Source organism: Necropsobacter massiliensis, assembly GCF_000827595.2.
Taxonomy (GTDB): domain Bacteria; phylum Pseudomonadota; class Gammaproteobacteria; order Enterobacterales; family Pasteurellaceae; genus Necropsobacter; species Necropsobacter massiliensis.
The window spans coordinates 297,429-316,043 of record NZ_LN776178.1 but is presented as its reverse complement, the minus strand read 5'-3'; the positions used below and the strand labels follow the sequence as shown (position 1 = coordinate 316,043).

The following is an 18,615-nucleotide window of genomic DNA, read 5'->3' as shown; positions in this document are numbered from 1 at the left end:
TATGACTATTGCTGAAATCCAGAAATTCGCCGACACAATCAGAATCCAGACCTTAAAATCGCTGGTCAATTTAGGATTTGGACATTTCGGCGGCAGCCTATCCGTTATTGAAACCCTCGCCGTATTATATGGCGGGGTTATGAAAATAGATCCGAACAATCCGCTCTGGGCTGAACGGGATTATTTTGTGCTGTCCAAAGGACATGCCGGCCCGGCGCTGTATGCCACATTGGCACTAAAAGGCTTCTTCCCTTTGTCGCAATTATTCACCTTAAATATGAACGGAACCAGACTACCCAGCCATCCGGATCGACTGAAAACGCCCGGTGTTGATGCCACTACCGGCTCGCTGGGACAAGGTATCTCCATTGCCGCAGGCATCGCCTTATCCCACCAATTACGGCATGTTTCCAACCGCACTTTTTGTCTTATGGGTGACGGCGAGTTAAATGAAGGACAATGCTGGGAAGCCTTTCAGTTTATCGCACACCGGAAACTGACGAATCTATATATCGTGATCGATTACAACAAACAACAGCTCGACGGCAAACTCACCGATATCATTAATCCGTTTAACTTAGAGACTAAATTCGACAGCTTCGGATTCGCGGTGCAAACCGTCAAAGGGGATGATATCGCCGGTTTATATCAAGCCTTTAATGCCAAGTATGATAAACCTCCGGTTATCATTCTAGACAGCATAAAAGGCAAAGGCGTGCCTTACATTGAAAGCCTGCCGAATTGTCATCATATACGCTTGAACGCTGATAGCAAAACAGCCATCGAACAGGCTATCGCGAAATTGGAGGCAAATTAAATGCTGCAACAAGATACACTGGAAATGCGAAAAATTTATGCCGACACATTAGCAGAATGTATGCGGAAAAACCCGCTTATTATTGAGCTGGACGCCGATTTAATGAGCTGTATGACAATGGATAAAGTGCAACGGGAATTGCCCAATCAGGTGATTAACTGTGGCATCATGGAAGCGAATGTTGCCGGAATGGCGGCAGGTTTATCTATTGCCGGACACATTCCCTTTTTTCATACCTTTACGGCTTTTGCCAGTCGCCGCTGCCTTGATCAACTCTTCATGTCCATTGATTATCAGGGAAATAACGTAAAAGTGATCGCCTCGGATGCCGGTATTACCGCCGTACACAACGGCGGGACTCACATGTCGTTTGAAGATATGGGAATCATCCGCGGACTGGCGAATGCCAATGTTTTGGAAATAACCGACGGTACAATGATGAAAAATATCATTACACAACTGGTTGCGTTAAAAGGATTTTATTGGGTCAGAACGATTCGCAAAAAAGCAGTAAAGATCTATCCCGACAATGAAACCTTTACTATCGGCAAAGCAAAAATTCTGCGTAAAGGTAAGGATATCACCTTGATCGCCAACGGCATTATGGTTGCCGAAGCGCTGAAAGCGGCAGAACTTCTGAATTTACAAGGTATTCAAGCTACCGTTGTAGATATGTTCACCCTTAAACCGCTTGATAAAGACTGCATTATCGAATGCGCGCACCAAACGGGAAAAATCATTACCTGCGAAAACCACAGTATCCATAACGGCTTGGGTTCTGCCGTTGCAGAAGTGCTGGTTGAACATTGCCCGCGACCAATGCGCCGAATCGGTATCAAAGAGCGCTACGGTCAAGTGGGAACGCTGGATTTTCTGATGAAAGAGTATGAACTCCGCGCAGAAGATATTGTTAAACAGGCTCTGGAGTTATGCCAATAACATAATTCCAATCAACCACCTCATAGAACAATGCAAAACGGGGATTTTCTAATTTGCCAATACATGCGAAAGCTATTTTTGCAAGAAATCCCCGTTTTTATTCCGCCGCGTGCTCGCCCAGTCCCATTAAAATGGAACAATCCGGACTGTCGTTGCCTTTGCAGGAGCAATGCCAGCGTTGCAATAATGCGAGCATACCCTGTAAATCGGCAATTTTTTCTTTAAGTTCAAGAATATGTTGTTCGGTGAGTGCTTTTACTTCGCGGCTAGTGCGGTGCGGATCATCGTTAAGTTTCAACAATTGCGCGATTTGATTTAAGGAAAAACCGACCTTACGCGCATTGCTGATAAAGGATAACCGCGCGAGATCCTGTTCCGAGTAAGCGCGATAGCCCGTTGCCGTGCGCCGGGTGTTCGGCAATAAGCCCGCTTTTTCATAATCGCGGATCTGTTTTGCCGATAAACCGGTTCTCTCCGCTGCCTGACTGATATTCATATTCCTTCCTTTGTGATTAATCGGAACTCAGTCTAACCAAACCGACACGATTAAACAATCATTAAACTGGGTGAAAACGACCATACTTGACCCACTGCAGCGTGCATTTCACCATGTTATTCGCTTTACAGTTCAAATTATTTCAAAGAAATGTGATCACCATCACATTAAATAATGATATTTTGGGAACGTTCCCATTGATAAAAAATCAGAACCTTTTATAATTTGACTAATTTTTATCACCCAGCACCGAGGCTCCTCCATGGCGAAACAACCAATCAATCCGCAGAACGTGGATAAACTTATTGAATATATCGGCGGACGCGAAAATATTGCAACGGTCACTCATTGCATCACTCGTTTACGCTTTGTGCTCAATGACGAAAGCAAAATCAATAGCAAGGCAATCGAAACCTTGCCGATGGTAAAAGCGAATTTTTCCACCGGCGGACAATATCAGGTGGTTATCGGTCAGGAAGTGGGCGATTACTACAACATTCTGCTGGAAAAGACCGGTTTAGCCAGTGTTGATAAAGAGCAGGTTAAAGCCGCGGCTCGTCGTAATCAAAAATGGTATGAAAGTCTGATTTCTCACATGGCGGATATTTTTATTCCGCTGTTACCGGCGCTGATTAGCGGCGGTCTGATTTTAGGCTTTCGCAATGTTATCGGTGATATTGCGCTGATCGACGGCAAAACGCTGACTGAAGTCAGTCCGTTCTGGGCCAGTATGCACAGTTTTCTGTGGCTTATCGGCGAGGCCATTTTTCACTTTTTGCCGGTAGGCATTTGCTGGTCTATCGCGCGCAAAATGGGCACTTCGCCGATTCTCGGTATCGTACTGGGTATTACGCTGGTTTCACCGCAATTAATGAATTCTTATGCCTTGGGCTTGCAGCTGCCAGAAAGCTGGAACTTTGGCTGGTTCGCCATTGAGAAAGTCGGCTATCAGGCGCAAGTGATCCCGGCAATTATGGCGGGCTTGGCGCTGTCTTACATTGAACGTTTTATGAATAAAATCATACCGGATTTCCTAAATCTGATTATTGTACCGGTAGTGTCTATTATTCTTGCGGTATTTCTGGCGCATACGCTTATCGGTCCAATCGGTCGTGAAATCGGGAACGGCGTTGCTTTTGTGGTGCGACACGCAATGACCGGCAGCTTTGCGCCGATCGGCGCCGCCTTATTTGGTTTTCTGTATGCGCCGTTAGTCGTCACCGGCGTACATCAAACCTCTTTGGCCATTGATATGCAGATGATTCAGAATATGGGCGGCACACCGGTCTGGCCGCTAATCGCGCTGTCCAATATCGCGCAAGCTTCAGCCGTTGTTGCGGTGCTGATTATGACAAAAAAAGCCAGCGTGCGCGAAATCGCCTTGCCAGCCGCGCTGTCGGCATATTTGGGCGTAACCGAACCGGCGATGTATGGAATTAACTTAAAATACCGTTTTCCGATGCTGTGTGCGATGACAGGTTCTGCCTGCGCGGCGCTGGTGTGCGGGTTGGCGGGCGTTCTGGCTGGTAGTATCGGTGTCGGTGGATTACCGGGCATTCTGTCTATCCAGCATCAATACTGGAGCGTTTTCGCTATAGCAATGCTGATCGCCATTATTGTTCCGCTGATTCTGACTATGACGGTATATAAACGTAAAGCGGTGAAAGGCGAAATCGAATAAGCGGCGTATTTCCGCCAAGTGCGGTGCAAAAACGCGAGAAAAAAGCACCGCACTTTTTACTGACCATCAACTTTTTAAGGAACACAATATGCACACAAACTGGTGGAAAAACGGGGTCATCTATCAGATTTATCCGAAATCTTTTCAAGACAGCAACGGCACCGGAACCGGCGATATTCAGGGTATCATTCGGCGTCTGGATTATCTGCAACAGCTCGGCGTTGACGGCATCTGGCTGACACCGATGTATGTTTCCCCGCAAATTGATAACGGCTATGACATTGCCGATTACCGCAATATTGACCCGAGTTACGGCAGCATGACGGATTTTGAACAGCTTATTGCCGCCGCCCACCAACGCAATATTCGCATCATCATGGATATGGTGTTTAATCACAGTTCAACCTCACATCAGTGGTTTAAGCAGGGCGAAGACCCGCACAGCGAATATCATGATTATTATCTCTGGCGCGAACAGCCTACAAACTGGAACTCTAAGTTCGGCGGCAGCGCTTGGCAATGGTCAGACAAAGCTCAACAATATTATCTGCATTTATTTGCCCCGGAACAGGCAGATCTCAACTGGGAAAATCCGAAACTACGTCAGGAACTGTATGACATTTGCCATTTCTGGGCGCAAAAAGGCGTGGACGGTTTGCGCTTGGATGTCATCAATCTTATTTCCAAGCCGGCGGTGTATGAAGATGATTACGACGGCGACGGTCGCCGTTTTTATACGGACGGTCCAAATATTCATCAATATTTGCAGGAACTGAATAAAAACGCACTGAAACCTTATGGCTTAATGTCGGTAGGTGAAATGTCCTCGACCAAACTGGCGCACTGCCAGCAATATGCCAATTTGGCAGGCACGGAACTGTCCATGACCTTTAATTTTCATCACCTGAAAGTGGATTACCCGAACGGAGAAAAATGGACGTACGCCAAACCCGATTACATACAACTAAAAGCCATTTTCAATTATTGGCAGCAAGGCATGCACAACCGCGCCTGGAATGCGCTGTTTTGGTGCAACCACGATCAACCGCGTATTGTTTCCCGCTTTGGCGATGAAGGCGCGCTGCGCAATCCGTCCGCTAAAATGCTGGCGATGCTGTTGCACGGTATGCAAGGCACGCCTTATATTTATCAGGGTGAAGAAATCGGCATGACTAATCCGAACTTTACGGCTATCGAGCAATACCGCGATGTAGAAAGTCTGAATGCTTACCATGAATTAAAGGAAAAAGGCTTTGATGAAGCCGATATTTTGAACATTCTGGCGCAGAAATCGCGCGATAACAGCCGCACCCCGATGCAATGGTCGGCCGCAGCTCAAGCCGGTTTCAGCACGACAACACCGTGGATCAATGTAGCGGAAAATTACCTGCACATTAATGCCGAAAACGCCTTAAACGATCCCGATTCCATTTTCTATTGCTATCAAAAACTCATTCGTCTACGTAAAGAATACGCTATTTTCACCGACGGCGATTATCAGGATCTGGATCCGGCCCACCCGTCCCGCTGGTGTTATTTGCGGCAGACAAAAGGGCATAAATTATTGGTATTGGCAAACTTAAGCGCACAGCAAAACGCTTTTACCTTGCCTGAAAATTTGCGCCAGGAAAACTGGCAAACGCTAATGAATAATTACGACGACCAAGGTCAGTTCAACAGGACAATCACCTTAAAGCCTTATCAGGCGTTGTATTTGTATTGTTAAAAACTGACGAAAAAACGACCGCACTTTATATTGCATAAGTCTTGTATCTATAGGTTGAGCCAAGCTGTTCGACCTTTTCTTCATTCACATCGTTAAAATCCATTTTATTTCAATAAATTAAATTATCAACAAACCCATTATCTTCTTGTCAAACACCGCTATTACCACGGTGGATAAAAATTTTTTATTTTTCACTTGCATTTTTATTTTAGAACGATATTATTTTAATTGTATGATACAACTTAAACAACCCATATCATAAAGAGGCTACTATGAAAACTAACACATTATATCTATTTGACATCAATGCCATTATCCAGCATAACGACATCAACAGTACAACTAATCCATTCGTTATCGGCTTTCCAGAATTTCTGGCTAAAATCGGGCGTGACAACATCAAAATACTTGTACCGCCGAGTAATATTGCACAACTGCCTGCCATTGAAGCCCGCCTGGCCGAATTGAATATCAGCGACAAAATCGCGGTATTGCATACAGATCGCGATCTTGAACACTATATCAACCATTCCTATGCAGCCAATCGTTATTTGTTTACTTATCACTTCACAATAGACGAACCGCACTTTAAAAAACCAACGGCATTGATTGTGATCGATAAAAATAACGATCTGCTGCCGCCAAAAAATGCGATCAGCGTGCAAAACTATAAACAAATAAGCTATTTATTTTAAGCATTGCGGATGATTTATTTGGGATAACGGGATAGAATAACTGATATCTTTCAACATCCTGAACGCAAAAAATAAACCATGGCAGATATTTATCAACATTTTAAACATCATTTTATTCTGAACTATACGAGCGACGTACCGCTGTATAAACAGCTTGAAAATTACATTGTGGCGCAGATCAGAATCGGCACTTTTAAAGAAGGCGACAAAATGATTTCCGAAAATGAGATTTGTCAGCTATTCGACATCAGCCGGACTACGGTGCGTCAGGCAATGAACGGATTATACGAAAAAGGTGTGATTGTACGCATTCGGGGCAAAGGCACATTTGTAGCAAAAGAAAAAATTCAATTTAATATCAATAACTTGTTCTATTTTACCCCAAGTATTATGGCACTGGGTTTAGAACCGTCTTCTGCGGTTATCGGCTGTGAGGTTATCGAACCGACGGAAGAGATTATGGATAAACTGAAATTGAGCGATCACACGCAAAAGGTGTTCAAGCTCACACGGGTCAGAAAAGCCGATAATATCCCGGTGTCGCTGGACATTGCCTACATGCCTTATTATCTCTGTCAAGGTATTGAAAAAATTAATTTTGAGCACCGCTCTTTATTCAATGTACAGGAAAAGATCTATCAATTGACACCGAAATATGCCAATTCCAGCATTAACGCCATTTTAATCGATCATCCACAAACCGCTAAACTTTTGGAATCTAAAAAAGGCGCAGCGGGGTTTAACATCCAGCTTACCTACCATTTGGAAGACGGCACCATTATGGAGTTTACCGATACCATCACTCGCGCCGATAAATGCTCTTTTCAACTGACCATCACCAATGGTAAGAAAGAAGATCTATCATTCTCACAATCATTTCATATTTAAGGGAAATTTATGGCTTTACAGTGCTGCCCCGAATGCCGCCGAAAAATCAGCGAAAGCGCCGTCCTCTGCCCGCACTGTGGTTTTTCATTTAAAGAAGAGGACTTAGCGCTTTACCGCCAAAAATTAGAACAGCGCCGCCTACATAATCAAGAAATCAACCGCAAAAGCGTAAAACTCCAGCTTTTCTGGCTGATTATTTTCTCACTGGTCATCGGCATAGCCGCCTGGTGGCAGAACTGAAAAACACTAAGTGCGGTAAAATTTTAACGATTTTTCACCGCACTTTTATATGCCTTATTTTTGCATATCTTCCGTTTTATGCAGTTTCTGTTTATAGGCGTAACTGCCCCATAACGCATAGGCTAAGGCTTCTTTCTTGATTTGTGCAGAAATATTCGCGCTGCTCAATTCACCGCTGCGGTTATCGTAAGTAAAGCCTTGCGCTGGTTGTTCCTGCTGTAAAATTGCAACTTGATTGCCGCGCATGTAAGCTAAGGTTTTATCAAACTGCATTAACGCGCGGTTCGGATCGGCGGCTCGGGTGAGATCATAGCCGATCATCGGGTAATCAGCGCTGATGCCGATTAAAGACAGCAGCGTGGTCGGCATATCAATTTGGCTGACCAAGCGCGGATCGCGTTTTGCCTCAATGCCCTCGCCTAAAATCAGCGCCGGGATATGAAAATGTGAAATCGGTACAAGGCTGTTGCCGTAAACCCGCGAATCATGGTCGGCGATCACTAAAAAGACGGTATCCTTCCAATAATTGGCCTGTTTAGCCAAATTGAAAAAATAACCTAACGCATAATCCGCATATTTCGCCGCATTATTGCGAGTGGCTTTCGGCTGTTCGTACAGCTTGATTTTGCCCTCGGGAAATTCAAACGGATCGTGATTGCTGGAGGTAAATACTAAACTGAAAAACGGCTTTCCCTCCTGATACAATCGGTGAAAAGTCGCATCGGCTTTATCAAACAGATCTTCATCGCTTACGCCCCAAGTCGCGACGAATTTCGGGTTCGTATAATCTTTTTCATCAATAATCTGCTGAAAGCCGTTGCCGTAGAAAAAACTCGCCATATTATCGAAATGTTTTTCACCGCCGTAAATAAACGAAGTATGATAACCGCGTTTTGTCAATAAATCGGCAATGGTAAAAAAGCCGTTCTGACTGCCGGACAATTTCACCACAGAGCGTGCCGGGGTAGGCGTGAAACCGGCGGTGACCGCTTCAATACCGCGCACTGAACGAGTGCCGGTGGCATACAGGTTTTCAAACAACCAGCCCTGTTGCGCCAGTTGATCGAAATTAGGCGATAACGGTAAACCGCCCAGCGTGCCGACGAACTGCGCGCCCAGACTTTCTTCCAGAATAATGACCAAATTTTTCGGTTTGCCCTGATAAGTCGCCTCATTTCGGGTTAAGGTCGGCAACGTATCGGAAAGATAATCGCTTTGCGGGCGTCCGCGCGCCTGTTTTAAGGTATCCACCACCTCGGACAGCGCCATTTTGCCATAAATTTCCGATGATTTATCTTCGTCTTTCATTTGCTGAAGCGCAAAAATCACTGAATAACCGGAATTCAACACCAGCGAATTCACCAGTGGATCAGAAGAAAACGCCACCATGGCAGGGTTAATACCGCGATGTTGAAAACTTGAACGCGCACCGATAAAAGTCAATGCCGCCGCCACAACAAATAACAGCGGACGCCAGCGCCATTTCGGATAAACCAGATTTTGAGTGACTTTGCCTGACAATTTCCAGCACAGCAGCGCAAAAAGTGCGGTCAGAATCGGGGTTAAAATTAATGCGGTCGGATGACCATTCGCCAACATAGTGAACACTTCTTTCGGGCTAACCAGATATTCTACGAACAATCGGTTCGGGCGGAAGTCGTAAGTGTCGATAAACGCCGGCGTGGAAAGTTCCATAAATAGAATAAACACGCTGCATAAGGTCAGCCAGAAACGGAGGAAAAAGGTGGCGATGCGCCCGGTTTTCCCCGTCCCAGAAAACAGGCAAGCAACAATAATTGCGACCGAGAACAGCCAGCACAAACCGGCGACATCAATCCGCACGCCCTGTAAAAACAACTGTCCCCAGCCGTTTACTGCATCAACTCGAGCTGACTGCCAGAGCGATAAAGCAAGCCGGCTGAAAGAAAGAATAATCAGATTAAAGAAGAAAAAAACAAGAATCGGATACAGCGGTCCGAAAGATTTTTTAAACGAATGCATGAAGGTGTCCTGTATAATTGTTATTAGGCACCGGCTTAGACGAATAAACGGAATAAAAGTTCTGAAATCAGCAATAATATTTTGAGGCATAAAAAAAGATTTCCACTAAAATCAGAGGAAATCTTTTCGTTACTTGGCACAGGTAAACGCTTAATTTTTATCCACTTCCAGCCGTTCAAACGCTAATACACGGCGCTCTAACTTACGCAGCAACAACGTCGCAATGCCGGTAATCAGTAAGTAAATCGCACCGGCGATACCATAAATGGTCAACGCATCGTATTCCGTTCCGTATAGTTGTCTGGCATAGCCCATAATATCCAAAATAGTAATGGTCGATGCCAGCGACGTGCCCTTAAATACCAGAATGATTTCATTGCTGTATGAAGGCAACGCACGTTTTAAGGCATAAGGAATGAGAATTTTCAGGGTTTGCCAGCGGCTTAATCCCAATGCCGCACAGCTTTCCCACTGCCCTTTGGCGATGGCTTTCACCGCGCCGTGAAATAATTGTGCTGAATAGGCCGCACTGTTTAATGCCAGCGTCAGCATAGCGCAAAACCAAGCGTTAGATAACAAAGACCAGAACGGACTGGCAACAATCCACTGAAACTGCCCCGGACCGTAATAAATCAGAAAAAACTGCACCAATAACGGTGTACCAGTAAATAAAGTCAGATAAATATTGACCGCACTTTTCACCACGCGGTTTTCCATGGACAGCAAAAATGTCAGGCCGACCGCCAGTACAAACGCAATCGCCAGTGCCACCACAGTTAACAATAAACTGGTCGGAATCCCTTGTGCGATGGTAACAAAATAATCGTGAATCATTGTTTATCCTCGCTCAAAACGGGTAAACCGCAATTCCAGCTTGCGGATGATAAATTGGCTGACCAGCGTGACCGCTAAATAAATCAATGCGGTAAAACCGTACCAAGTAAAGGGTTGGTGCGTGTTGGTATTGATTAATTCCGCCTGACGCATTAAATCCTGCACGCCAATTAGTGAAACCAACGCCGTATCTTTCAGAAGCACCAGCCATTGATTGCTCAAACCGGGCAAGGCATGGCGCCATACCTGCGGCATGATGATATTGACGAAAGTATAACCGCGGCTAAGCCCTAATGCTGCGCCGGATTCCCACTGTCCCAGCGGAATTGCCTGAATCGCGCCACGCAAGGTTTGTGACGCATAGGCGGCAAAGATAATCGATAATGCCACCACCCCACAGCCGAAGGCGCCGAATTCCACATAGCTGCCGGTAATAAGCTCGACCACTTCCGGCGCCCCGAAATAAATTAAAAAGACCACGAGAATTTCCGGCAGTCCGCGCAATAAGGTCACCAGTACAGATGTCGGCTTACGCACACACGCCCATTTACCGGTTTCCAGTACCACAAACAGTACCGACAGCAGCAGTCCCAATAATAACGAACACACCGCTAACCCTAGCGTCATCAGGGTTGCGGTGTACATTAAAGGCAGATAATCAAAAAACATACTGATTATTTCGTCATCCATTTATCATAAATTTTTTGATATTCGCCGCTGGCTTTAATGGCGGAAATGCCTTTATTCAGGCTCTCCAGCAGTGCAGTATTGGATTTGTTGACCGCAATACCCAAGCCGTTATTGAAATAGCGTTTATCCGTTACCCGTTCGCCGACAAAACCCAGTTCCGCATTTTTATCAAGCATATCTCTTAATACGTCGGTATCGCCGAACAGCAGATCAATACGTCCGTTTTTCAAGTCGAGAATAGCATCCTGCACGCTGGCATAAGATTTTGTATTATATTGTTTGGCTTGAGCATTCACATATTGCTGATAGGTCGTTCCGTTCTGTACGCCAACGATTTTCGCACTGGCTAAATCGCCCTTGCCTTTTACCGCAATAAAGCTGGCGGAACTTTCATAATAAGGATCAGAAAACGCCACTTGTTTGGCGCGCGCTTCGGTAATGTCGATGGCGGAAATCGCTGCATCAAAACCGCGTCCTTTGATAAGGCTTGGAATCAAAGCGTCAAAAGCTTGCGCTTTAAACTGACAATTCGCTTCAATGGCTTGGCAAATTGCATTGGCAATATCCACATCAAAGCCGACAATGTCGCCTTTTTCATCTGTTGACTCAAACGGCGGATAGCTGGGTTCCATCGCAAAAGTAATGTTCTGGGCGCTGGCGCTCAACGCTGAGCCGGCTAATATGGCTGCTAATAATAATTTCTTCATAATCAATTCCTTAATTTGAATGAGACAAATACTGTTTAAACCGTTCTGTTTGCGGATGATCAAAACAACCGGCATCGCCGATTTCTACAATATGACCGCGTTCCATATAAACCACTTTAGTGGCTACCTTTCTTGCCACCGCCACCTCGTGAGTGACAATAACCTGTGTAATGCCCGTTTCCTGCAATTCCCGGATAATCGACACGATCTGTGCCGTAATTTCCGGATCCAGCGCGGCGGTGGGTTCATCAAACAGCAAGACCTGTGGTTTCATCATCAAGGCACGGGCAATTGCCACGCGCTGCTGCTGTCCGCCAGATAAATGCAGGGGGAAGCGCGCGCCGAATTCGTCCAAACGCAAACGTCGCAGCAATTCCATCGCCTGTTGTTGCGCCGTTTCTTTGTCCAGCCCCAATACCTTAACCGGCGCCTCGATCAGATTTTCTATTACGCTTAAATGCGGCCACAGATTATACTGCTGAAACACCATGCCCACATCCTGCCGCAAATGGCGCATTTGCTTCGGATTTGCCGTCGCGGCGGATAAATCAAATTTATTGTTAGCGATACTCAATTCGCCCGATTTCGGCACTTCCAGTAAATTTAAGGTGCGGATCAACGTGCTTTTGCCCGCCCCGCTGGGACCTAACAATACCACGGTATCACCGTCTTCGGCGGTCAAATTAATATTGAATAACGCCTGCGAAGCACCATAGAAAAAGTTCAAATTCTTAACACTGATTGTCATCTTTAATAAGCTATCTCTGTCTTTTGCAAAACTGAAAGAATATTAATGTTTTTTGCATAAATATGCAATAAGATTTTATCCGACAACAAAAAAGTGCGGTGGAAATTTTCTTTTTTCCACCGCACTTTCGAGATAAAGAGAATGTCTGACAAGAAAAGAATTATTCAGCTTGCGCCATTTCAAATTCAATAATCATCATTAAAATATGAATAACCTTAATATGAATTTCCTGAATGCGGTCGGCATAACGGAAATGCGGTACACGAATTTCCACATCTGCTAACCCTGCCATTTGTCCGCCGTCTTTGCCGGTCATGGCGATGACTTTCATGCCTTTTTCTTTTGCCGCTTTGATCGCATTCAGCACGTTTTTCGAATTTCCCGAGGTGGATAAGCCAAACAGCACGTCGCCTTGTTTGCCGACCGCTTCAACATAGCGAGAAAACACATACTCATAGCCGAAGTCATTGCTCACACAACTTAAATGACTGACATCGGAAATGGCGATGGCCGGATAACCCGGGCGGTTTTCACGGTAACGACCGGTCAACTCTTCGGCAAAGTGCATCGCATCGCAATGCGAACCGCCGTTACCGCAGGAAAGCACTTTACCGCCTTGTTTAAAACTGTCCGCAATCAATAACGCGGCTTGTTTTATCAGTCGAACATTGTTTTCGTCCGCAATAAACTGATCCAGCACATCGCGCGCTTCCTCCAGTTCGGCTTTAATTTGTTCTAAGTACATTGTTTGTCTCCTTAATATCACTTTTTTCAGATTGGAAATGCGAATAATTCTAAACTATTCCGCTTGCTTAAGCCATTAAAGATTGCACCAGATCCGTCAAAAATGTTAACCGCACTTTGTTGTCGCTCAGATCCGCAGTGAACCGAAATCGAGTCGGTCCGTCAAAGCGATAAACCGTCGGTTGCGCTTTAATCAGCGTTAAGAATTTGACTGGATCAATGTCTGCCGTCGGGAAAAATTCAATAAAGCCGCCCTGTGATGCCGCATCAATGCGGCTGATTTTCAGCGCTTTTGCCTGTTGGCGTAATACCGCGATGCGCAGCAGGTTTTTGGTCGCCTCGGGCAGCAGACCGAAACGATCAATCAGCTCGACTTTCAGCTCGTCAAGCTCTTGTATGTTGTGCGCACCGGCAATGCGCTTATAAAACGACAGGCGCATATTCACATCGCCGAGGTAGTCCTCCGGCAACAGCGCCGGCAGGCGCAAATCAATATCCACCTGTTGCTGAGTCAGTTCGTCCAGCGATGGTTCGCGTCCTTCTTTTAACGCGTTTACCGCACTTTCCAGCAATTCCATATATAACGAAAAACCGATACTTTCAATTTGTCCGCTTTGTTCATCGCCCAGCAATTCACCGGCGCCGCGAATTTCCAAATCGTGCGTCGCCAGTACAAAACCGGCACCAAGATTATCCAGACTTTCCAGCGCTTCCAGACGTTTTACCGCGTCTTTAGTCATCATTTTCGGATGCGGCGTCAGCAAATACGCATACGCCTGATGATGAGAACGCCCAACCCGCCCGCGTAGCTGATGCAGCTGCGCCAAGCCGAAATGATCCGCCCGTTCAATAATAATAGTATTTGCCGTCGGCACATCAATGCCGGTTTCGATAATGGTAGAACAGACCAGTACATTGAAACGCTGATGGTAAAAATCTGACATCACTCGTTCCAATTCGCGCTCACGCATTTGTCCGTGCCCGATCACAATCCGTGCCTCCGGCACAAGTGCGGTCAGTTTTTGCGCACAATTTTCAATGCTCGCCACATCGTTATGCAGGTAATAAACCTGCCCGCCGCGCAAAATTTCACGCAGAATCGCTTCGCGGATAATTGTATCATCCGCCTGACGTACAAAGGTGCGAATACTCAAGCGGCGCGCCGGCGGAGTCGAAATAATCGACAGATCACGAATGCCGTTCATCGCCATATTCAAGGTGCGCGGAATCGGTGTCGCCGTCAGCGTCAAAATATCCACATTGGCGCGTAATCGCTTAATTTTCTCTTTCTGGCGCACGCCGAAACGGTGTTCTTCGTCAATAATCAATAATCCCAGATCATGAAATTTCACTTCGGACTGAATCAGTTTATGCGTGCCGATCAGAATATCCACCTTGCCCTGCGCCAGATTGTCCAAAATCTGCTTTTGTTCTTTCGCCGTGCGGAAACGCGACAGCATTTCCACATTAACCGGCAGATTGGCAAAACGATCCTTAAAATTGTCATAATGCTGCTGCGCCAGCAAGGTGGTCGGCACCAATACGGCAACCTGCTTGTGATTCATCACCGCCAGAAATGCCGCGCGCATCGCCACTTCGGTTTTACCGAAGCCCACATCGCCGCATACCAAGCGGTCCATAGCTTTTGCTTGGCACATATCGGCAATCACCGCGTTAATCGCAGTTTTCTGATCAAAGGTTTCCTCAAAAGGGAAGGTGGCGGCAAACTGCATAAATTCGTCGCGATCATAACGAAAAGCAAAGCCTTTCTGCGCTTCACGCCGGGCATAAACATCCAGCAATTCCGCCGCCACATCACGGATTTTCTCCGCCGCCTTTTGACGCGCACGCGCCCACGCCTCACCGCCCAGTTTATGTAGCGGCGCAGTTTCATCGCTGCCGCCCACATAACGGCTGATTAAATGCAGCGACGTGACCGGCACATAAAGTTTGGACTCGCCGGCGTATTCCAATAATAAAAATTCCGCCTTAATGCCGCCGTTTTCCAACGTGACCAGCCCGGTATAGCGCCCGACACCGTGTTCCAGATGCACCACCGGCTGCCCGATTTTCAGCTCCGCCAGATTACGGATTAATGCATCCGGATTAACGGATTTTCGTTTGTCGCGACTGCGCTGCTGTACCCGTTCGCCAAGCAAATCTGCCTCGCAGATAATCGCCAGTTCGCCCTGTTCACACTGAACAATAAAGCCGTGTTGCAAACTGCTGATCAACAGGCTTTGTGCGCTTTTATGCGCATCCAAGTGCTTGATTTGCTGCGGTCTCAACTTCAGCGGCGCAAGCAAATCCAGCAGCGTTTCCCGTCGCCCCTCGCTTTCTACCGCAAAAATAATCTGTCCGCTAAACTGTTCGGTAAACCGGCGCAACGCCTGCAACGGTTCTTTTTGTTGCGCTTGAATGGTAAGCGGCGGCAACGCCCGTATCGGCAGATTTTTCTGTCTGACCGATGCGTGAGCGACTTTATCGCTGTTCAGGCTGATGCGCGGATAGGATCTAATTCGTCGGTTGATTTCATCAGTCGGCATCCATAGCTGCGCCGGCGGCAACAACGGACGCATAGGATCAACCCGACGGCTTTCATAACGGCTTTGAATATCCTGATAGAAACGTTCCGCTTGCGCCTGATTATGCGCCATCTCCACAAATAAGCAGTCAGCCGGCACATAATCAAATAATGTCGCCATGGCGCTGAAAAACAGCGGCTGCCAGTATTCAATACCTGACACCATGGTGCCTTTGCTGACTTGTTGATAAATATGTTCGGGATCACGCCGGATTTCGCCGAAAGTTTCGCGAAAACGGCTGCGAAAAAATTCAATGCCCCGGCTGTCGCTCGGGAATTCCTGCGCCGGCAATAAATTCACCGCGTCAATTTCCTGTGCGGTACGTTGAGTATCGACATCAAATGTACGGATACTGTCGATTTCATCATCAAAAAAATCCAGCCGAAACGGCACCGCACTTCCCATTGGAAATAAATCCAATAAGGCGCCGCGCACCGCATATTCACCGTGTTCCAGCACCTGTTCCACCGCACGATAGCCCGCATTTTCCAACTGTAGGCGCAGATGATCGATCACCAATCGGTCGCCTTTTTTAATCAACAGCACGTTGTGATGTAAAAACTCCGGCGGACACAACCGCTGCATCAGCGTTGCGACCGGCAGAATAAAGATGCCTCGTTTACTGTTCTGCAAGTGGAACAAGGCGCTTAAGCGGGCGGAAATAATTTCCTGATGCGGTGAAAAATTGTCATACGGCAAGGTTTCCCAGTCAGGGAAAAAAGTGACCTGTTGCGCACTGAGTTCACGCAAAATTTTCGCCAAACGCACCGCACTTCGGGTATCCGGCGTAACCACCACGGTCATGCCGTTATACTGCTGCGCAATTTGGGCAATCGCAAGGGCGTCGCTGTCGGCAAGAACGTTGGCAAGAATTTTGTGATCATTGGGGCGAGTCGGAATATCAAGATTAAAATACGTCATAAAAGTGCGGTCGTTTTTTTCAGCATTGCTGCAAATTCAAATGAGTGATAGTGTAACGGAAATTAAAAAACTTGCAAAGAAATACCTGTTTTTATACACAGGTATTTCGATTTGTTGTCATTCGCTATTGTGCTTCGAATGCGCGGATCTTGCGGTAAGTCACATCCAGATTGGCACTAAAAATAATTTTTTTGATTTCTTTCACACCGGTAGATTTGACAATCATACGCAGTGGCTGAAACTGCATATTGCACATATAAAGTTGCTGATGCGGCAGCATATTCTGCACGAAACGGGTCAGCGCATGGATCCCCCCCGCATCCAGCACGGTCACGGCGTCGCATTGCAAAACAATATGTTTGATTTCGTGATCCGTATGCACGGTTTTGTCATGCAAATCGGCAAATAAATTATCCGCCGCAGCGAAGAATAACGGACCGCTGATACGATAAACCAGAATATCGTCCAGATCCTCCGGATGCGCCATTTCCACCGATTTCGTCATCTCCGCCACGGTGCGGATAAACAGCAGACTTGCCAGTAAGACGCCAACGGTAATGGCAATCACCATGTCGAAAATAACGGTTAAGATTAAACAGGTCAGTAATACGGCGATTTCATTGCGTCCGGAACGGCGCACCAGTTGAATAATCTGCGATACGTTCGCCATATTCCAAGCCACCACCAGCAATAACGCCGCCATTGAGGACAACGGCAGATAGGACAAGGCCTTGGCAAAAAATAACAGGGCGAACAATACCAATAACGCATGCACAATGGCGGCTATCGGCGACACTGCGCCGGCCTTAACATTGGCGGCGGAACGGGCGATTGCCGCAGTTGCTGTAATCCCGCCCAAAAACGGTGACGCGATATTGCCCAGCCCTTGTGCTAGCAGTTCATTGTTGGAATGATGTTTAGTGCCGGTCATATTATCCAGCACTACCGCACACAGCAAGGATTCAATCGCGCCCAACACCGCCATGGAAAACGCGGCGGGCAATAATGCCTGCAACGTTTCGAAATTCCAGTTGAGCAGCTCGCCCTGCGCATTAGGAATATTCCACGGCAACACCAGTTCCGGCAGCACGTTGGGAATACCGTATCCGGTCGTGCCGTCGGATAAAGTATAAGTAAACGCTGAACCGATCGTGGTGATATGAACATCAAAATGCAGTAGAAGCAGCGCAAGCAATGTGCCGATAATCACCGCCGGCAGATGCCCCGGCACCGGTAAACGCAATTTATGCCATTGCGTCAGCGTCAATAAGGTTACCACGCCGACCAAGGTATCCGCCCACTGAATACTCGGCAGCGCAGCAAAAATTGTCTGCACTTTACCGATATAATGTGCCGGCATGTCGGCGATCGTCAAACCAAAGAAATCTTTAATTTGCAGTGTGGCAATAACAATACCGATACCGCACGTGAAACCGAGCGTTACCGGCAGAGGAATATATTCGATCAAACGCCCCAGACGAAATAGCGCCATCAGTACCAAAATAACGCCCGACAGCAACGTCGCCATTAGCAACCCGCTTAAGCCAAACTGCTGTGTGATCGGATATAGGATCACTACAAAAGCTGCCGTCGGACCGGAAATATTAAAACGCGAGCCGCCAGTTAACGCAATTAGCGCTCCGGCAATAATCGCAGTGTACAAACCGTGCTGCGGCGGTACCCCACTGGCAATCGCCAACGCCATAGATAACGGAATGGCTATTACACCGACGGTTAACCCGGCGATAATGTCTCTGATTAAATATTGTTTGCCGTAACCGGCGCGAAAACTATCTTGTAGCGCACTGAAGGGTTTTACTGCAAGAAACACATTTTTTGTTAAAAACCATTTTTTTAACATAACTATCCTAACAGCCTGAGCAGAAAAAAAGAGTGCATATTT

General features: G+C 46.6%; 16 protein-coding genes. 7 read left to right on the top strand and 9 right to left on the bottom strand.

What is annotated here, in order from left to right; all coding sequences use genetic code 11:
- Position 1: 1 nt before the first annotated feature.
- Positions 2 to 817: a transketolase gene (locus BN3349_RS01570; protein ID WP_040975533.1), complete on the top strand. Its 816-nt coding sequence runs from the start codon at positions 2 to 4 to the stop codon at positions 815 to 817.
- On the top strand, positions 818 to 1,756 hold the full coding sequence (locus BN3349_RS01565) for a transketolase family protein (protein ID WP_040975532.1): 939 nt from the start codon (positions 818 to 820) through the stop codon (positions 1,754 to 1,756).
- Between the two features lie 97 nt (positions 1,757 to 1,853).
- Here BN3349_RS01565 and BN3349_RS01560 read toward each other — a convergent pair whose 3' ends face one another.
- Positions 1,854 to 2,252: a Cu(I)-responsive transcriptional regulator gene (locus BN3349_RS01560; RefSeq protein WP_040975531.1), complete on the bottom strand. Its 399-nt coding sequence runs from the start codon at positions 2,250 to 2,252 to the stop codon at positions 1,854 to 1,856.
- Positions 2,253 to 2,514: 262 nt separating this feature from the next.
- Between BN3349_RS01560 and treB the strand changes: the two genes are divergently transcribed.
- The 5 genes from treB to BN3349_RS01535 all read left to right on the top strand — a co-directional run bounded on the left by treB (position 2,515) and on the right by BN3349_RS01535 (position 7,482).
- Positions 2,515 to 3,933: a PTS trehalose transporter subunit IIBC gene (gene treB, locus BN3349_RS01555; protein ID WP_040975530.1), complete on the top strand. Its 1,419-nt coding sequence runs from the start codon at positions 2,515 to 2,517 to the stop codon at positions 3,931 to 3,933.
- 88 nt (positions 3,934 to 4,021) lie between these two features.
- Positions 4,022 to 5,659 carry an alpha,alpha-phosphotrehalase gene (gene treC, locus BN3349_RS01550; protein WP_040975529.1) on the top strand — a complete coding sequence of 546 codons (1,638 nt, stop codon included), beginning with the start codon at positions 4,022 to 4,024 and terminating at the stop codon, positions 5,657 to 5,659.
- A 272-nt stretch (positions 5,660 to 5,931) separates the two neighbouring features.
- Entirely contained in the window at positions 5,932 to 6,354 is a 423-nt protein-coding gene (locus BN3349_RS01545; protein ID WP_040975528.1) for a hypothetical protein, read from the top strand.
- A gap of 78 nt (positions 6,355 to 6,432) precedes the next feature.
- On the top strand, positions 6,433 to 7,242 hold the full coding sequence (locus BN3349_RS01540) for a GntR family transcriptional regulator (RefSeq protein ID WP_048736633.1): 810 nt from the start codon (positions 6,433 to 6,435) through the stop codon (positions 7,240 to 7,242).
- A gap of 9 nt (positions 7,243 to 7,251) precedes the next feature.
- Complete coding sequence (locus BN3349_RS01535) at positions 7,252 to 7,482, top strand: zinc ribbon domain-containing protein (RefSeq protein ID WP_040975527.1); 231 nt, start codon at positions 7,252 to 7,254, stop codon at positions 7,480 to 7,482.
- Positions 7,483 to 7,536: 54 nt separating this feature from the next.
- On the opposite strand, the gene BN3349_RS01530 is transcribed toward BN3349_RS01535, so the two are convergent.
- The 8 genes from BN3349_RS01530 to dauA form a co-directional block, all read right to left on the bottom strand.
- A complete protein-coding gene (locus BN3349_RS01530; protein ID WP_040975526.1) occupies positions 7,537 to 9,483 on the bottom strand; it encodes an LTA synthase family protein in 1,947 nt (648 codons plus the stop codon).
- Between the two features lie 150 nt (positions 9,484 to 9,633).
- Complete coding sequence (gene artM / locus BN3349_RS01525; protein WP_040975525.1) at positions 9,634 to 10,317, bottom strand: arginine ABC transporter permease ArtM; 684 nt, start codon at positions 10,315 to 10,317, stop codon at positions 9,634 to 9,636.
- Positions 10,318 to 10,320: 3 nt separating this feature from the next.
- Entirely contained in the window at positions 10,321 to 10,986 is a 666-nt protein-coding gene (gene artQ / locus BN3349_RS01520) for an arginine ABC transporter permease ArtQ (RefSeq protein WP_040975632.1), read from the bottom strand.
- 5 nt (positions 10,987 to 10,991) lie between these two features.
- Positions 10,992 to 11,714, bottom strand: coding sequence for a transporter substrate-binding domain-containing protein (locus BN3349_RS01515; protein ID WP_040975524.1), 723 nt, complete (start codon positions 11,712 to 11,714; stop codon positions 10,992 to 10,994).
- 10 nt (positions 11,715 to 11,724) lie between these two features.
- Complete coding sequence (gene artP / locus BN3349_RS01510) at positions 11,725 to 12,462, bottom strand: arginine ABC transporter ATP-binding protein ArtP (protein ID WP_040975523.1); 738 nt, start codon at positions 12,460 to 12,462, stop codon at positions 11,725 to 11,727.
- A 160-nt stretch (positions 12,463 to 12,622) separates the two neighbouring features.
- Positions 12,623 to 13,207 (bottom strand): D-sedoheptulose 7-phosphate isomerase, encoded by a 585-nt coding sequence (gene lpcA / locus BN3349_RS01505; RefSeq protein ID WP_040975522.1) that lies wholly within the window; start codon positions 13,205 to 13,207, stop codon positions 12,623 to 12,625.
- A gap of 67 nt (positions 13,208 to 13,274) precedes the next feature.
- Complete coding sequence (gene mfd / locus BN3349_RS01500; protein ID WP_040975521.1) at positions 13,275 to 16,712, bottom strand: transcription-repair coupling factor; 3,438 nt, start codon at positions 16,710 to 16,712, stop codon at positions 13,275 to 13,277.
- Positions 16,713 to 16,836: 124 nt separating this feature from the next.
- Positions 16,837 to 18,573, bottom strand: a complete 1,737-nt coding sequence (dauA, locus tag BN3349_RS01495) for a C4-dicarboxylic acid transporter DauA (protein WP_040975520.1) — start codon at positions 18,571 to 18,573, stop codon at positions 16,837 to 16,839.
- Positions 18,574 to 18,615: the final 42 nt, after the last annotated feature.